Below are 15,061 nucleotides of genomic sequence, written 5' to 3'. Positions count from 1 at the left end.
GCGGACGAGGTGCGGGCCGTCGTAGGCAGGCGACGGCCCGGCCGCCGGGCGCCCGCGGACCGGCGTCAGTACACGAGGAGGCGGTCGCAGGTGATGGTGCCGCTGGGGAGCGAGGCGTCGCTGTTGAGGACGTAGAAGGCGCCGTCGAAGGCGGTCGGGGTCATCCTCGGCACGACGATCAGCGTCTGGCCCGCCATCTGGAGTCCGAACGGTCGCACCACGTTCGTGTTCAGCAGGGCGAACAGGTTCGGCGTCAACGCGGGGAGCCGCAGGATCCGGTAGGTGCGGTCCCCTCCCGTTCCCGTCACCGGCGCCTGGTACTGGGTGTCCCCCCATTGCGACGGGTGCGTCGCGACCCGTCCCGCAGCGTCCAGGGCCTGCAGCCGCAGCTGCGTGCTGTCCCGGACCCCGGCCATGTGGATGTGCAGCTGGTTGAGCTGCCGGGCGGACTGCGAGTTGATCCCCAGCCCGATGTAGCGGTACTGCACGGGAACGTCACCGCCCCCGCGGGCGTTCTCCCAGGCCTCGTGCCAGTAGTTCGCGACGTTGGGGTTCAGCAGGAACGGGCACTCGATGCCCGTGATCCGGCAGGCCGGCACGGTCAGGTAGTTGTGCGTCGACGCGGGCCGGCCGTGCAGTACCACGTAATTGGGGGCGGTCTTGAGGCAGTCCGCCTTGTGCCCGCTGGGCGGGACGATCCCCTGCGTGCAGTACTGCACGTCCTGCCACAGCGGGTCGGTGTCCGCGGGACTGCCGCAGAGGGGCTGCATCTGGGCCGGCGGGCACGGGCTCGGGCCGCCGGGAGGGGGCGGTTCCGTCGGGCAGGGACAGCCCGGTGTACCGCCGGAGCCGGGCGGCGGACACGCCGCAGCGGACGCGCTGCCGGCCGCCCCGGCCAGCAGGGCGCCCGCACCCAGGGCACCGGAAAGCGCCACGAACTGACGCCGGGGCATGCCGTTCGGCGTGCCGGTCGCATTCATGCAAGGACTCCGATGGTCGACGAACGCTGCTTCGGCCGACCAACCTAGGCGCCGCAACGCCCGCCTCCCGGGAGGGGGCGGGGGGAGCGCCCAGGATTGCGCCGGAAGGCCGAACGGCACCGGCCTCCGGTACCCGTGCGGTCGCCGAGAAGCCCCGCCGGTCCTGCGCCGCTGAACCCCCGCCCCGCGCGGATCCCGTACGCGCCCACCGGATCCGCGTGCCGGCCGAGCCGCCACCGAGCAGGCGCCGCCGGGGGGTTGCGCCGACGGGGCCGGGCCCCGTACGACGGGCTCGCCCCGGTGCCGGAGTTGCCTTCGAGTCGACTCGATGGTGTTGGCTGGTGGGGAAACACCGCGACGTGCTGACCATACGGATGACGAGTTTCCTCGAGGAGCACACCATGACGCAGAAGATCTGGTTCATCACCGGTGCCTCGCGCGGCTTCGGCAGGGAGTGGGCCATCGCCGCCCTCGAACGCGGCGATTCGGTGGCCGCGACCGCGCGCGACCTCTCCACGCTGGGCGACCTCCGCGACAAGTACGGGGAGCGACTGCTGCCCCTGCGCCTCGACGTGACCGACCGTGACGCGGACTTCGCCGCCGTGCGGCAGGCGCACGAGCGGTTCGGGCGCCTCGACGTGGTGGTCAACAACGCCGGTTACGGCCACTTCGGCATGATCGAGGAACTCACCGAGGCCGAGGCGCGCGCGCAACTGGAGACCAACCTGTTCGGTGCCCTGTGGGTCACGCAGGCGGCGCTGCCGTTCCTGCGCGAGCAGGGCAGCGGCCACATCCTCCAGGTCTCCTCCATCGGGGGCATCAGCGCCTTCCCGCTGGTCGGGATCTACCACGCGTCGAAGTGGGCACTCGAAGGCATGAGCCAGGCGCTGGCCCAGGAGGTGGCACCGTTCGGCATCAAGGTCACGCTGATCGAGCCCGGCGGGTTCGCCACCGACTGGGCGGGTTCCTCGTCCAGCACGTCCGAGCCGCTGCCCGCGTACGCCGACCTCCACCAGGAGGTGCAGGAGCAGCGCCGCAAGCGCGTCGGTACGCCGGGCGATCCGACCGCGTCCGCCGCGGCCGTGCTGAAGATCGTCGATGCCGACGAGCCGCCGCTGCGCTGCTTCTTCGGTTCGGCCCCGCTCGGCATCGCCAAGGCCGACTACGAGCAGCGTCTCGCGGTGTGGGAGAAGTGGCAGCCCGTGGCCGACCTGGCGCAGGGCTGAGCCGAGGGCGCTGTGCCGGGGGCGCGAGGCCCGGAGCACGAAGCGGGCGGCCGAGGGCGGAAGCCCGTGCAACGATCTCCGGGGGCGGAGGCCGGTGGCGATGGTCTCCGCCCGGTCGGGATCACTTCCGGACCGGCTGCCCGGGGAGCAACAGGGGCTGGTTCGGCTCGGGCCGGCTCACGGCTCCTCGGAGAGCAGGGGATCCCGAATCGAACGGGACCCGGCCGGCGCCCGGCGCGCGGAATTCACACCGGTCTCCCATTTCCACAAGCCCTTTCGGCGCCATTCCGAGCGGGCGTGAAATGCGACTCCCGTTTCCCGCGTGCCTGCCGACTCCGCAGGTCACCGAGGGGATGGTGAGGTCTCCGGGACAGTGGTGTCCAGCGCGGCACCGGGGAACTCGGCGTGGGTGTCGAGACCCTGGCCACCGCAGGCAGTGTGGTGTTTCCTTGCAGAAAGAGGCCGGGGGCCACCGCGCCGACGGTGTCGGCGCGACGGAAGCCAAGCTGACGGGGGAATTCCATGACCGCCGCTCACGACGTCCCCGATATCCCCGACGTCCCCGACATCCTGTCCCAGGAGTTCGCCGACGACCCGTACCCCACCTACCGGGCCCTGCGCGAGAGCGCGCCCCTCGTCTGGCACGAGCCGACGCAGAGCTACCTCATCTCGCGCTACGAGGACGTCGCGCGGGCCTTCAAGGACAAGGATTCGCTCTTCACCACGGACAACTACGCCTGGCAGGCCGAGCCCGTCCACGGCAAGACCCTCCTCCAGATGAGCGGCCGCGAGCACGCCACCCGGCGCGCACTGGTGGCCCCGGCCTTCCGCGGCAACGACCTGCGGGAGAAGGTCGTTCCGCTCATCGAGCGCAACGCCCGGGAGCTGATCGACGTCTTCCGCGACGCCGGCTCGGTGGACCTGGTGAGCGGCTTCGCCTCCCACTTCCCCATCACCGTCATCGCCGACATGTTCGGACTGGACCGCTCCGGCCAGGAACGCATCAGCGGCTGGTACCGGGCCTTCGTGGCGTTCACCGGCAACCTGGCCGGGGATCCCGAGTGCGCGGCGGCCGGGGCGCGGGCCCAGGCCGAGTTCGCCGCGTACATGCTGCCGGTCATCAGGGACCGGCGCGATGACCTCGGTGACGACCTGCTCTCGGCGCTCTGCACCGCCGAGGTCGACGGGGTGCGCATGAGCGACGGGGACATCAAGGCGTTCTGCAGCCTGCTGCTGACCGCGGGCGCCGAGACCACGGACAAGGCCATCGCAGGACTCTTCTCGAACCTGCTCGCCGATCCGCGGCAGCTCGCGGCCGTCCGGCAGGACCGGACGCTGATCGACCGGGCCTTCGCGGAGACGCTGCGCCACAGCCCGCCCGTACACATGATCATGCGTCAGGCCGCCGTCGACGTCGCGCTCAGCGGTGGCACCGTCCCGGCCGGTGCCACCGTCACCTGCCTGATCGGTGCGGCCAACCGCGACCCCGGGCGCTACAAGGATCCGGACCGCTTCGACGTCTTCCGGGACGACCTGACGGCGACCACGGCCTTCTCCGCGGCTGCGGACCATCTGGCGTTCGCGCTCGGACGGCACTTCTGCGTCGGCGCCCTGCTGGCCAGGGCCGAGGTCGAGATCGCCACGAACCAGCTCCTGGACGCCATGCCGGACCTGCGGCCGGCCTCCGGCTACGACCCGGCCGAACAGGGCGTCTTCACCCGCGGCCCGAGGTCCCTCCTCGTGGACTTCACCCCGCCCACGGCCTGAGCGGCGGCGTTGCCCCCTCCCGGGGCCGCCGCTCGTCCCCCTGGTTGAGCGCCCTTCGGCGGGGTAGCGGATCGGCATGGCACTCGAGAACTCTTCCGCACCCGCGACCGCTTACGTACAGCCCGAGATCGATGTCCCCTCGCTGACGGCCGTCCTCGACGGGGAGTACGCCGGGATCCGCGACCTGGTCCGCGGCAACCTGACGACGTACTCCTCCATCCTCGACGAGGCCGACGAACTCGGCATCGACGCGTATCGCGAGCGGGTGCGGGAGATCGTCGTCAAGATGGCCGCGACCGGCCAGACCGGCATGGGCTTCCCCGCCGAGTACGGCGGGGGCGGGGACGTCGGGGCATCGATCGCCGCGTTCGAGACCCTGGCCTTCGGCGATCTCTCCGTCCTGGTGAAGGTGGGCGTCCAATTCGGCCTCTTCGGCGGCGCGATCCTGCACCTGGGGACCCGGCGCCACCACGAGGCCCATCTCCGGGACCTGATCACCGGCGAGCTCATGGGCTGCTTCGCGATGACCGAGACCGGCCACGGCTCCAACGTCCAGTCGCTCGGCACGGTCGCGACGTACGACGGCGCGACCGGGGAGTTCGTCATCACCACCCCCGACGACGACGCCCGCAAGGACTACATCGGCAACGCGGCCCGCCACGCCGAACTGGCGCTCGTCTTCGCCCAGCTGGAGGTGGACGGCAGGTCCCGGGGCGTGCACGCCTTCGTCGTACCGCTGCGGACCGGTGGCAGGACGGCGCCCGGCGTCCGGATCGAGGACGACGGCCGCAAGATGGGGCTCAACGGCGTGGACAACGGCCGCATCTGGTTCGACGGCGTACGGGTACCGCGCGAGGCGCTGCTCAACAGGTTCGCCGACGTCACGCCGGAGGGCGGCTACGAGAGCGCGATCGACGATCCCAACCGGCGCTTCTTCACCATGCTCGGCACCCTGGTGCAGGGCCGGGTCAGTGTCGCCGGTGCCGGGACCGGCGTCGCCAAGGTGGCGCTGACGGTCGCCACGAAGTACGCGGCGCGGCGCCGGCAGTTCGGGGTGGGGCAGGGCTCCGAGGAGCAGGTTCTCCTCGACTACGGGCTGCACCAGCGCCGCTTGCTGCCGCTGATCGCCCGGACCTACGCCCTGCACGCGGCGCAGGACGTCGTGCGCACCCAGCTGCACGAGGTCTTCTCCGGCATCGAGGACGACGCGCGGGCGCGACGCCGGCTGGAGGCACGGGCGGCGGGCATGAAGGCACTCAGCACCTGGCACGCCACCCGCGTCGTCCAGGAGTGCCGCGAGGCGTGCGGCGGCGCCGGCTATCTCGCCGTCAACCGGTTCGCCGCACTGAAGGGCGACAGCGACGTCTTCACCACCTTCGAAGGCGACAACCACGTCCTGCTGCAGCTCGTGGCCAAGGGGCTGCTCACCGATCACGCGAGCGAGTTCGAGGGGCTCGACCAGCTCGGCATGGTCCGCTACGTCACCGGCCTGGCCGTCGAAACGGTCATCGAGCGGACCTCGGCGCACAAACTGCTCGAACGGGTACGCGATCTGCTGCCCGGCGGCGACGACTGGGACCGAGAAGCCGGCCTGCTCGACCCGGAGTACCAGTTGGCCATGTTCCGCTTCCGTGAGGAGCACCTGCTCGCCGGGCTGGCCCGGCGGATCAAGCGCGGGATCGACCAGGAGCGCGCGGCGGGCGCCGTGTTCTCGCAGGTCCAGGACCACGTCATCGCACTCGCCCGCGCGCATGTCGAGCGGCTGGTCGCGGAGGCCTTCGTGGACCAGGTGCGCGCCCTGCCCGAGGGGGGCGGGAAAGCCGCCCTGGGCCTGCTGTGCGACCTGTTCGCCCTGTCGGCGATCGAGGCTGACCGGGCTTGGTTCATGGAGCACGGGCGGCTGACCGTCCAGCGTTCCAAGGCGATCAGCCGCGAGGTGAACGACCTCTGCCGCAAGGTGCGTCCGCTCGCCGTCGACCTCGTCGACGCCTGGGGCGTTCCGTCCGCCGTACTCCGGGCGCCGGACCTCGTGGGCTGACCGGCCCCCACTCTGGCTCCGGACCTGCCCGGGTTCCGGGCGGCCGAGCGGCCCGGCCACCACCGAGACCAGCTGGTCTTCACGCTCTCCCCGCTCGTGGTCGCCCGGCTGCTGCGGGCAGGCCTGCGGCCTCGGCCACCACGGGCGGGGCCGTACGGGCGACGGCCGCTACGTCGACTCGATCCTGCCCTGCGGCCGATCTCGGCCCGTCGCTCGGCGCGCCGGGACCAGGCCCGCCACACCGGACGGGCCGCGCAGCCACGCGCGCCACCGCTCGCGGTTCCCTCCGAACAGGCGCTCCCGGAGCGGGCTCCGGCGCAGTGAGCGCCGCAGGACCCGCAGCATCACCACGGGCCGCGGGAAGTCGAGCCGCACCACGGCGTCGGCCCGCTCCCACATGAGGTCCCGGACCACCTCCGGCCCCTGCCCGTCCAGCAACCACCGCTCCCCCGCCGCGGTGCGGGCCGTGTCCTCGGCGAACGTGGCGCTCGCCTTCCACCGTCGACCGGATGCCGGCCGCCCAGCGGCACGCCGCCGGCCAGTTCGGCCTGCGCGCCACCGGCCGCCGCTGCGTTTCCAGGACCTGTCTGATGAATGCTCACGGGGTGACCCACGTCCGAGCGCCCAGGGGTAGAGTGGCGCCGCTTCAACTGCTTCGTGGCCACCGGCTTCGCGTAACGCCGAAGCGCCTGTTGGTCGAGAGAGCTCCTCGCCCGCCGACTACAGCAGCTTCCTGATTCCCGAGTACGATCTGCCGCAGTTTCGACCAGACCGGACCACGCCACCTGAACCGGCCACCATCTATACGACTCTTCCACGCGGTTGAGGCGTGTCAGACAATTGATCTTGTGGCGGGGCGAGGTGAGTTGACGGACGCGGCGTGGGCGCGAATAGAGCGACTGTTGCCGCGGGTGGACGGGCGTGGCCGTCCGTTGCGTGATCATCGCCAGGTGGTGACCGGCGCGCTGTGGCGGCTGCGGACCGGGGCTCCGCGTCGGACTCCTCCCACTGGCTCCGCGAGCCAGCAGATGATCATTTGCCAGACAGGCCCCAGGGATGCAGGACTCCCATAGACCCGCACGAGGTTGTTCACCGCGTGGACCTGGCGGGTGGGTCGCGGCTCAGATGACCAAGACCCGGCGTCCCCGGGTGTGGCCGGCGCGGCTGTCGGTGTGCGCAGCCGCCGCCTCGGTGAGCGAGTACGACTTCTCGACAGGGATGTGGAGCCTGCCCCGGCTGATGAGGTCGACGGCCTCGGCGAGCGCGTCCGGTACGCTCCCGACCACGCCCGAGAACCGGACGCCCAGCCGTGGCGCATCGAGGTCGGCGATGGAAACGACCCTGCGCGGATCTCCGGTCAACTCGACGAGTTCGCGGATCACGCCCGAGCCGGCCAGGTCGAGGGCCGCGTCGACACGGCCCAGTTGCCGCACCCGTTCGACCCAGCCCTCGTCGTACGTCGTGGCGAGGGCGCCCATGCCGCGCAGGTAGTCCTGGTTCGCAGCCCCGGCCGTGCCGATCACCCTGATGCCGCGCGCGCGGGCGATCTGCAGCACGGCCGACCCGACACCGCCGGACGCGCCGCTGACCAGCAGGCTCTGCCCGGGTCGCACGCCGACCTCGCGGATGATGCGCAGGGCGGTCTCCACCACCGACGGGTACCCGGCAGCCTCCGCGAAAGCCAGCCCCTCGGGCATCCGGGCCCAGGCCGACAGCACGGCGAACTCGGCGTACGTGTCGGAGCCTTCACCGAACACGCGGTCACCGACCTCGACACCCTCCACGCCCTCGCCGACCTGATCCACCACCCCGGCGGCGTCCAGCCCGACCCCGGCGGGCAGTTCGACCGGATGGGCTCCAAGTACCTGTCCCTCCCGAATCCTCCAGTCGACGGGGTTGACACCCGCCGCCCGCACGGCGATGCGTATCCGGCCGGGGTCCGCCTGGGGCTCCTCGGCTTCCACCAGTTGCAGGACCTCGGGACCGCCGAACTCGGCGAAGCTGATTTTCCTCATGCGGCCGACACTAATCCTAACCGTTAGGGTTTCACAACGGTTAGGTATTCATACCTGGTAGTGTCAGGGCATGATCGAGCCGTCCGGACGCCGCGAACGCAAGAAGGCCGCGACCCGCCAGAAGATCGCTGACACCGCGCTGCGCCTCTTCCTGGAGCGCGGGTACGACGCCGTGGGCATCCGTGACGTGGCGGCCGAGGCAGACGTGGCCGTCACCACCGTCTTCGCCCACTTCGTCTCGAAAGAAGCCCTGGTGTTCGAACGTGACCAGGACTTCGAGCAGCGCCTCACGCGGGCGGTGACCGACCGGGCTCCGCACGAGCCGCTCATCCCGGCGCTGCACCGCGAGGTCCAGGCCCTGGTACGCCACTGCACGGCGGAGGGCACTGCCCCCGTCCGCCGCATGATCGAGGGTTCACCCGCCCTGCGGGAGTACGAGGAGTCGATGAGCCTGCGTCACGCGCAGGCGCTGGCAGAGGCGATGGCCGCCGATCCCCGCCTGTCCCGGAGCACAACGGCCTGCCGGGCGACCGCTCGGTTCGCCATCGACGCCTACGCGCTGGCCTGTTGGGCGGACGATCCCGGGGCCACGGTGGACGAGGTCTTCCGGATGATCGAGGCGGCCTGGGAAGCCACTGCGCCCTGAGCCGGGGACGGCGGCCGCGGAGACCACGGGCCCCGCTGTCCGGACCGACGGCTCAGCGCCTGGAGGTCATCTGTCGCCGACCGGCGCGCCGATGATGCTCCTATTGATCGTCAAGTCTTGTCTGCGGGATGAGCGCCGTATCGTGGCCGGGTGCGTTATCTGGCGGAGTCGTTCATTCTCGGGGCCTTGCGGCGTGGCCGTTCGGTCGAGCAGTTCCTTGGGCCGTGCGGCTCGGCGGAGCGCCCGGGGGTGCGTTATGTCGAGGTCCGTGCGATGAAGACTTGCTACGAGGTTTTCCTCCACGCGGTCGAGGACGTCGGCGGTGAGAGCTTTTTCGATCTGGGTGAGTTCCCGCCGTTCGACCCCGATGACGAGGCCGGCGAGTTCGGCCGGCTCCTGGGCATGGCTGAGGATCCGCTGGCTGCGCTGGCGGTTGCCGAGCAACGCGCTGGAGCCGAGCGGGGCCGGTGGGTCAACGAGGGCATCGTCCAGGACGAGTACGGCGACTTCGTGCGCGCCGGCCGGCCGTCGGGTGTTTCCCCCGACGGCCGGCCGTGGCCCGATGTGCCGGACGTCGTATGGCCTCGCGCGTGATCAAGCGGCGGTGAGCCAGTTGCGGTAGGTGTGGGCGAGGTCGTCGTCTCGGCGGATGCCGCGTTCGAGGGTGGAGGTGGCGGTGGGCCACACCCCGAAGTGCCGGGCTGCGGCGGTGAGGGTGATGTTCTTGGACTGCCGCAGCGGTCGCAGGTCGGCGATGTCGGGGACGGTGACCGTGGCGGTCAGGCAGCGGAACATCTCCCGGGCAATGGCCCGTTTCAGCAGCCGGATGATCTCCCTTTTCGTCCGGCCGGCGGCGGTCTGGCGCGCGACGTATTCGCGGGTGCGGGAGTCGCTGGACATGCGGACCAGGGCGATGCGGTAGAGGGCGGCGTTGGCTGCCCGGTCCCCGCCTCGTGAGAGACGGTGCCGGTTGGTCCTGCCGCTGGAGGCGGGGACCGGTGCGGCTCCGCAGAGCGCGGCGAACGAAGCCTCGGTCCGCATGCGTTCCGGGTTGCCTCCGGCGGTGATCAGCAGCTGGGCGGCGGTGTCGGGGCCGACTCAGTGGGCGGCCCGCAGGCCGGGATTGTGGACGGTGGCCTCGCCGTCCAAGGCTTTGGTCAGGGCCGTGTGCTCGGCGGTCAGCTCTTTGACGCGCCGGGCGAGGCTCTTCAGTGCGGTGAGGACCGCGACGTGGACCGCGTCCCCGGCCGGCCGCAGCCGGGCCAGTGCGTCGGTGCGGTCGGCTCCTTTGAGCTGTCCGTACTTGGCACGGATGCTCTCGGGCGCGGTGAAGAGGATGTGGGTGATCTGGTTCAGGGCGGCGGTGCGGGCCTTGACCGCGGAGCGGGCGGCGTTGTGCAGGGCGCGTATGCCGGCGACGGTGTCGTCCTTGGGTGCGCCGGTGGCCCGTCCGGACAGGGCCGCGCGGGCCGCGGCGTAGGCGTCGATGGGGTCGGACTTGCCGATGCGGCGGCGTTCGGCCCGGTCGGGCCGGTTCACCTCGATGACCCGGTGCCCGTGCGAGCGGGCGGCACGGGTTAATCCGGCGCCGTAGGAGGCGGTGCCCTCCACACCGATGGCGATCACGTGGCCGTGGGCGGTCACGAAGGCCAGGGCTGCGGCGTATCCGGCGGCGGTGGTGGCGAACTCGGCGTCTGCGAGGTGGCCGCCGTTGTCACCGATGACCGCGACGTGGATGGTGTCGGCGTGGGAGTCGACCCCGCCGAAAACGTCCTGGTCCGCGGTCTTCTCTGCGACCTGCGATGTCATGCTGATGGTGCCTTCCCTACCGGAGGTGGGCGCCGGCCGGGTGGCGCAGACAGGACATTGAGGGGGCTTCTGGCCAAGCTCCTATCAGGTCATGTTCCGCCCGGCCGGAGCCATGAGAACAGGTTCCGGCGGCCGGGCAGAACAGCGGGAAGACAGCCCAGCAGGGCGTCAGTCAGTGGCTGGGCCACGACCGCCGGAACCTGAGTACCAGCATCAATGTCAGTGGCTTGCCGGCAGGTGCCGGGACCTTTCAGACACGGCTGCCGAAGGTCGGGCGCCCCTGACACCAAGGAGCCCTCGTGCGCAACCCTGTCGTGGTCATCGGCGCGGGACTCGGCGGACTCACGTCGGCCCGTCTGGCCCGTCTCCCGCACGTCCACGAAATCCCGGTCGGAGCCGGCCGGGGCCCTGTCCGGGCCGGAGTCGGAGGCCGGCGGGTCCGGGCTGCGGGCGCGGGAGCTGGCCGGACGGCTGGGCCTGGAGTCGGTGCCGGCGAAGGTCGCGGGGGTGCGGTCGAAGGTGAAGCGGCTGGTGGAGCGGGGCTGGCCGGCCGAGGAGCGTCCCGGAGCGTTCACGCCGAGGCGGGCTGCCGGGTGACGTTTCGGCTCCGGTGGCGGGCGAGGCGGCGTCCCATGAGCATGGTCATCGACCACAGGACGGCGGCTTCGCTGCTTTCGGGCCGGGTCCCGTAGTCCCGGGCAAAGCGCCGCGAGCGCATCAGCCGGCTCAGTGTCCTCTCCACCACCCACCTGCGTGCAAGCACCACGAACCCGCTCATGTCGTCGGTGCGTTTGACGATCTGAAGGGTGAGCCGCCCTGGACGTCCCCTTGACCCACATTTCCTTTCGTACGACCGTCTCCAATGGTGCAGCGCGAGCGGAGAAGGCCGGATTCCGAGGTCAGGTGGACGTCGGGGTCCGTCAGACGAGGTGGATCGTGAAGCGCCTCACGACCTTGGGGTTCGTGGCGATCGTGTCGGAGTGGACCGAGCCGCGGGCCTTCTTGTACTCCCCGGTGCCGCCGGTGATCGCGTTGTCGAAGGGGCCCTGGTCGAGGTAGTTGAAGTACATTCCCTGCACGGTGAGCTGGCCGCCCGGGAGGGTGTAGGTCACGACGCACTGCTCTGCTTCATCGGCGCCGCCCCGGGTGGTGGTGCAGGTGCCGTGGGTCTCGCCGACCTTGTTGTGCGCCTCGTCGAAGAGGTCCGAGCGGATCACGACCTGATCGCCCTGCGAGACGCTGCCAGGGGTGACGGGGAAGCGGGTCAGTTGCTGCACCTCGGCCAGGAGTGTGATGGTCCGGGCCTTGTCCCCGGCCTGGGCGGAACCGGTGTCCGTCGCGGCGGCCGCGACGGGGGTGCAGGCGAGGAGGGTGACCAGCGTGGCCGTGCCGAGGCAGGCCGCTCTGATGGGGCGCATCATGCGACTCCTGAGGTTGATGTTCGGGAATGACCGGATGATGAACTTCCATCCGATTCCGTTCGATTCCCTTCATAGCCTCGACTCCGCCGCCGCACGGAGCACACCTGCACGAACCACCGGCACATCCAGCCGGTCGGACCAATTTCAGGCGGCAGAGCTCGGCACGAAGCCGAACGGAAGTTCCAGGCGATGCTGGGCCTTGAGCTCCTCGTCGGCGACGATCCCGCCCGTCGGCCCGTCGGCGGGCGATGGCGCCCTCGCTGAGGACGACAGAGCGCGGACAGAGCTCCAGGGCGTACGGCTCGTCGTGGGTGACCATCAGGACAGTGACGTCCAGGGAGCGCAGGATGTTGACGAGCTCGCGGCGCGAGGCCGGGTCCGGGTTGGAGGACGACTCGTCGGGGACGAGGATCTCCGGCTCCATGGCGAGGACCGTGGCTGCGGCGACCCGGCGGCGCCGCCCGGATCGACCACCAAGCGAACCTCTCGGTACGACGACGGCTGCCAACGCGTCCAGTGGGGCGGCAGGGCCGCCCGGTTCCGCCGGCAGCCGACCAGCACACGAGACGGCCTGAAGCAGGTACCGGCGCGCTGGGGCGGCAGACCACTACCGGCAACGCCCTGACCACCCGGCCCGGCAAACGTTCCCGGTCGATCCCGTCCGCCTGTCAGGTCTGGTCCGGCAGTCGGCGTCTGCGTTCCGCCGAGGTCTCCCCGGCACTCTGACCGCGTATGCCGTGAGGTGGTCCGGGAGCGGTGACGCACCGGTTCGGGGCCGTTCAGGACAGGTCGCGCGCCTGGCGGCTGACGCGGTGGGCCGACCAGGCGAGTACCGCGGCCGAGCGGGCGGCGAGCCACAGGATCGCGGAGCCGTCCGAGGCGCCGGGCGCGGCGGACACCGTGTGCCACAGCCACGGGGCGATCACGAAGCCGGCCGCCAGGGCCGGGGCGAGCCGCCACAGGACGAAGGGCACCGCGGCGTACCAGTCGAGGGACAGGGCCAGCAGGTCGTAGCGGGGCGCGCCCCGATAGGCGCCGACCAGTGTGCTGCCCACGAGCGACGGTCCCGCCAGGAGCAGGGCCGTCGCGTAGGCGGCGAGGTCATCGGTGGGCATGCCCGGGAGTTGGGCGACCGACCAGGTCGCCGCGGCCGCCGCCCACAGCAGGAGCACGGGTACCGCCAGGTGTCCGACCGCGAGCACGCCGGGCGGGAAGGGAAGCAGGAGGGCGCGCTGTGGCCGGTCGGTGTCCTGGTAGGCGGGCTCGGCGAGGGCGACCGCCGCCAGGTAGAGGGGCACGACCAGGATCAGGCCCATCGCCGTGGACCGGAGCGGCCCGACCGGGCCGTGGGGGCTTTCGGTGAGCCACCGGGCGAGCAGGTGGGTCGCGGTGGCGCCGGCGCCCAGGGCCGCGAGGGACGCGATCAGCCGCCCGGGGTGGCGCAGGAGGACGACGGCGTCCCGCCACACGATCACCGCCCACCGCGACCGCGGCATGCGCAGGCGGCCCCGTCGCCGTCCGGCGGACTGCAGGACGAGCGTCAGCGCGCGCAGGTCCAGCAGGGTCGCGCCCTGGGCTGCCTGGCGGCTGGTGCGGCTGCGCAGGAGCAACTCGGCCGTCGGGATGGCCGCGGCCGCTCCGAAGGCCGCCCGCAGCGCGACGGCCGCGCAGAGCAGGAGGGCACCGAGCGCCACCGACCAGGCGAGCACGTCCCCTTGGGCCGCGCCGGCCGTCGCCCAGGCCGCCCAGCCCCCGGGCCCGCAGAGGGCGGCCAGGGGGGTGGCGGCGGGAACGGCCGGACCGATGAAGAGGATCGCGCAGCCGACGGCGGCCGAACAGGTGCCGAGGGCGCGGGCCCGCCCGGCCAGGGCCGGCCGTACCTCGATCAGCGTCCCCACGGCCACCGCGAGCCAGGCAAGGGCCAGATGCGCGCCGAGGGCCACGGGCAGTGCGGTGAACCGCGGGCGGCCTTCGAGCAGCAGCGCGAGGGCGGCCGTCAGGGTGCCGGTGAGCAGACCCACGACGGTGGCGACGACCACGGCGCGGGCCAGGCGGGGGCGCAGCAGCCGTCCCCGGTCGCCGGGCAGCGGCAGCAGCCAGGTGATCTCGGCCGTGCCCAGCAGTACCGGGCCCAGCCGTACGCACGTGGCCAGTTGGCCCGCCCACAGCAGCAGACCCGAGGCGACCAGGACGGCGCGGGTGGCGGCGCCTCCGGGGGTGTCGAGGGCGTGGCCGATGGCGGGGGCGGTCCGTACCAGACCGGCGAGCACCACGACGGCCGAGACGGCGACGCACGCCCACGACCACACGTCGTCGAAACGCGGGCGTCCCGAACCGCGTGCCCGCCGGGCACGCGCCACCTGTGCCATGGCGTCGGCGGTGGCCTTCTCCTCGTCCCTCGCGAGGCCGGTGGTCACCGCCATGGCGAAGCCACCGCCGCACCGGTCACTTCGGCGGGCGTGCCGAGGGCCGCGACGCGTCCCCGGTCCAGGAGCAGGACCCGGTCGGCGGCCTCCTCCACGGTCGCCCGGTCGTGCGACGCCAGCAGGACCGCCGTGCCGGCCGCTTTCGCCGCCCGCAGTGCGGTGGCGAGTCGGCGCCGGGCACCGGTGTCCAGTCTCTGTTCGGGCTCGTCCACGACGATCAGACGGGCCGGACGCACCAGGACCGCGGCGAGCAGAAGCATCTGGCGCTGTCCCGCTGACAACGCGTCGGGGAACGCGTCGGTCCGGTGGTCCAGTCCGAGTTCCGCCAGCACCCGCTCCGTGGCGGACCCGGCGTCCTCGCCCATGCCGTGCGCGGTGGCGACCATGCGGATGTGCTCACCGACCGTCAGGTCGGGAAAGCACTCGGCCCCGTCGAGCAGCAGCGCGACGTCGCGCCGGAAGGCGGCGTCCGCCTCGCGCGGTGGCCGGTCGGCGAAGAACACCTCCCCTTCGTCGGCTTGTTGCCGGCCGACGCAGACCCGCAGCAGCGTCGACTTGCCGGAGCCGTTGGCGCCGGCGAGGGCCAGGCAGTGGCCCGCTCGCAGGTCCAGGTCCACGCCGTCGAGCACGGCCTCGTCACCGTAGGCGATGTGGATGCCGGTGGCCCGCAGCACGGTCGCCGGGACGGTGTCCGCCTCTTCACTCATGTCCGGTCGCCTTCGCTCACGTTCGC

At 71.9% G+C, this 15,061-nt stretch carries 14 protein-coding genes and 2 pseudogenes; 6 read left to right on the top strand and 10 right to left on the bottom strand.

From position 1 onward, the window contains the following. Nucleotides 1–65: 65 nt before the first annotated feature. Nucleotides 66–770, bottom strand: a complete 705-nt coding sequence (locus OG295_RS39545) for a CDP-diacylglycerol diphosphatase (protein ID WP_331738730.1) — start codon at nt 768–770, stop codon at nt 66–68. 611 nt (nt 771–1,381) lie between these two features. On the opposite strand from OG295_RS39545, the gene OG295_RS39540 reads away from it, so the two are divergent. From OG295_RS39540 to OG295_RS39530, 3 genes are all read left to right on the top strand, one after another. Further along, nucleotides 1,382–2,206, top strand: a complete 825-nt coding sequence (locus OG295_RS39540) for an SDR family oxidoreductase (protein WP_331739030.1) — start codon at nt 1,382–1,384, stop codon at nt 2,204–2,206. Between the two features lie 522 nt (nt 2,207–2,728). Then, entirely contained in the window at nt 2,729–3,973 is a 1,245-nt protein-coding gene (locus OG295_RS39535) for a cytochrome P450 (RefSeq protein ID WP_331738728.1), read from the top strand. 76 nt (nt 3,974–4,049) lie between these two features. Next, nucleotides 4,050–6,011: an acyl-CoA dehydrogenase gene (locus OG295_RS39530; protein ID WP_331738727.1), complete on the top strand. Its 1,962-nt coding sequence runs from the start codon at nt 4,050–4,052 to the stop codon at nt 6,009–6,011. A gap of 168 nt (nt 6,012–6,179) precedes the next feature. On the opposite strand, the gene OG295_RS39525 is transcribed toward OG295_RS39530, so the two are convergent. Further along, nucleotides 6,180–6,449: a hypothetical protein gene (locus tag OG295_RS39525; protein ID WP_371681515.1), complete on the bottom strand. Its 270-nt coding sequence runs from the start codon at nt 6,447–6,449 to the stop codon at nt 6,180–6,182. A 410-nt stretch (nt 6,450–6,859) separates the two neighbouring features. Here OG295_RS39525 and OG295_RS39520 point away from each other — a divergent pair, with 410 nt between their 5' ends. Further along, nucleotides 6,860–7,084 carry a transposase gene (locus tag OG295_RS39520; RefSeq protein WP_331738723.1) on the top strand — a complete coding sequence of 75 codons (225 nt, stop codon included), beginning with the start codon at nt 6,860–6,862 and terminating at the stop codon, nt 7,082–7,084. Nucleotides 7,085–7,132: 48 nt separating this feature from the next. Here OG295_RS39520 and OG295_RS39515 read toward each other — a convergent pair whose 3' ends face one another. After that, nucleotides 7,133–8,026 (bottom strand): NADP-dependent oxidoreductase, encoded by an 894-nt coding sequence (locus OG295_RS39515; protein WP_331738721.1) that lies wholly within the window; start codon nt 8,024–8,026, stop codon nt 7,133–7,135. A 70-nt stretch (nt 8,027–8,096) separates the two neighbouring features. On the opposite strand from OG295_RS39515, the gene OG295_RS39510 reads away from it, so the two are divergent. Together OG295_RS39510 and OG295_RS39505 are read left to right on the top strand one after the other, a co-directional pair. Continuing rightward, the gene (locus OG295_RS39510; protein ID WP_331738719.1) at nt 8,097–8,672 is read left to right on the top strand and encodes a helix-turn-helix domain-containing protein; all 576 of its coding nucleotides are present in this window, start codon (nt 8,097–8,099) and stop codon (nt 8,670–8,672) included. 150 nt (nt 8,673–8,822) lie between these two features. Further along, entirely contained in the window at nt 8,823–9,266 is a 444-nt protein-coding gene (locus OG295_RS39505) for a hypothetical protein (RefSeq protein WP_331738716.1), read from the top strand. On the opposite strand, the pseudogene OG295_RS39500 reads toward OG295_RS39505, so the two are convergent. From OG295_RS39500 to OG295_RS39470, 7 genes and pseudogenes are all read right to left on the bottom strand, one after another. Continuing rightward, nucleotides 9,267–9,758 (bottom strand): annotated as a pseudogene (locus tag OG295_RS39500) (transposase); the annotation flags it as partial. Nucleotides 9,759–9,770: 12 nt separating this feature from the next. Then, nucleotides 9,771–10,481 (bottom strand): transposase, encoded by a 711-nt coding sequence (locus OG295_RS39495; RefSeq protein WP_331738714.1) that lies wholly within the window; start codon nt 10,479–10,481, stop codon nt 9,771–9,773. A gap of 571 nt (nt 10,482–11,052) precedes the next feature. After that, nucleotides 11,053–11,223 (bottom strand): hypothetical protein, encoded by a 171-nt coding sequence (locus OG295_RS39490; RefSeq protein ID WP_371681514.1) that lies wholly within the window; start codon nt 11,221–11,223, stop codon nt 11,053–11,055. Between the two features lie 178 nt (nt 11,224–11,401). Beyond that, nucleotides 11,402–11,899: a hypothetical protein gene (locus tag OG295_RS39485; protein WP_371681513.1), complete on the bottom strand. Its 498-nt coding sequence runs from the start codon at nt 11,897–11,899 to the stop codon at nt 11,402–11,404. Nucleotides 11,900–12,046: 147 nt separating this feature from the next. Beyond that, nucleotides 12,047–12,365, bottom strand: a pseudogene (locus OG295_RS39480) (cobalt ABC transporter ATP-binding protein); the annotation flags it as partial. Nucleotides 12,366–12,681: 316 nt separating this feature from the next. Continuing rightward, nucleotides 12,682–14,325: a DUF6297 family protein gene (locus OG295_RS39475; protein WP_331738708.1), complete on the bottom strand. Its 1,644-nt coding sequence runs from the start codon at nt 14,323–14,325 to the stop codon at nt 12,682–12,684. Next, nucleotides 14,316–15,035, bottom strand: coding sequence for an ABC transporter ATP-binding protein (locus tag OG295_RS39470; protein WP_331738706.1), 720 nt, complete (start codon nt 15,033–15,035; stop codon nt 14,316–14,318). Before OG295_RS39470 ends, OG295_RS39475 begins: the two co-directional genes overlap by 10 nt. Between the last annotated feature and the right edge of the window lie 26 nt (nt 15,036–15,061).

This window comes from Streptomyces sp. NBC_01276 (genome assembly GCF_041435355.1).
GTDB lineage: Bacteria > Actinomycetota > Actinomycetes > Streptomycetales > Streptomycetaceae > Streptomyces.
The sequence above is the reverse complement of the archived record's forward strand: the minus strand, read 5'-3'. Positions and strand labels throughout refer to the sequence as shown.

Coding starts and splice junctions, on each gene's coding strand:
- OG295_RS39545 (WP_331738730.1), bottom strand. CDS start 770: ATGCAGCCCCTCTGCGGCAGTCCCGCGGACACCGACCCGCTGTGGCAG.
- OG295_RS39540 (WP_331739030.1), top strand. CDS start 1,382: ATGACGCAGAAGATCTGGTTCATCACCGGTGCCTCGCGCGGCTTCGGC.
- OG295_RS39535 (WP_331738728.1), top strand. CDS start 2,729: ATGACCGCCGCTCACGACGTCCCCGATATCCCCGACGTCCCCGACATC.
- OG295_RS39530 (WP_331738727.1), top strand. CDS start 4,050: ATGGCACTCGAGAACTCTTCCGCACCCGCGACCGCTTACGTACAGCCC.
- OG295_RS39515 (WP_331738721.1), bottom strand. CDS start 8,026: ATGAGGAAAATCAGCTTCGCCGAGTTCGGCGGTCCCGAGGTCCTGCAA.
- OG295_RS39510 (WP_331738719.1), top strand. CDS start 8,097: ATGATCGAGCCGTCCGGACGCCGCGAACGCAAGAAGGCCGCGACCCGC.
- OG295_RS39495 (WP_331738714.1), bottom strand. CDS start 10,481: ATGACATCGCAGGTCGCAGAGAAGACCGCGGACCAGGACGTTTTCGGC.
- OG295_RS39485 (WP_371681513.1), bottom strand. CDS start 11,899: ATGCGCCCCATCAGAGCGGCCTGCCTCGGCACGGCCACGCTGGTCACC.
- OG295_RS39475 (WP_331738708.1), bottom strand. CDS start 14,325: ATGGCGGTGACCACCGGCCTCGCGAGGGACGAGGAGAAGGCCACCGCC.
- OG295_RS39470 (WP_331738706.1), bottom strand. CDS start 15,035: ATGAGTGAAGAGGCGGACACCGTCCCGGCGACCGTGCTGCGGGCCACC.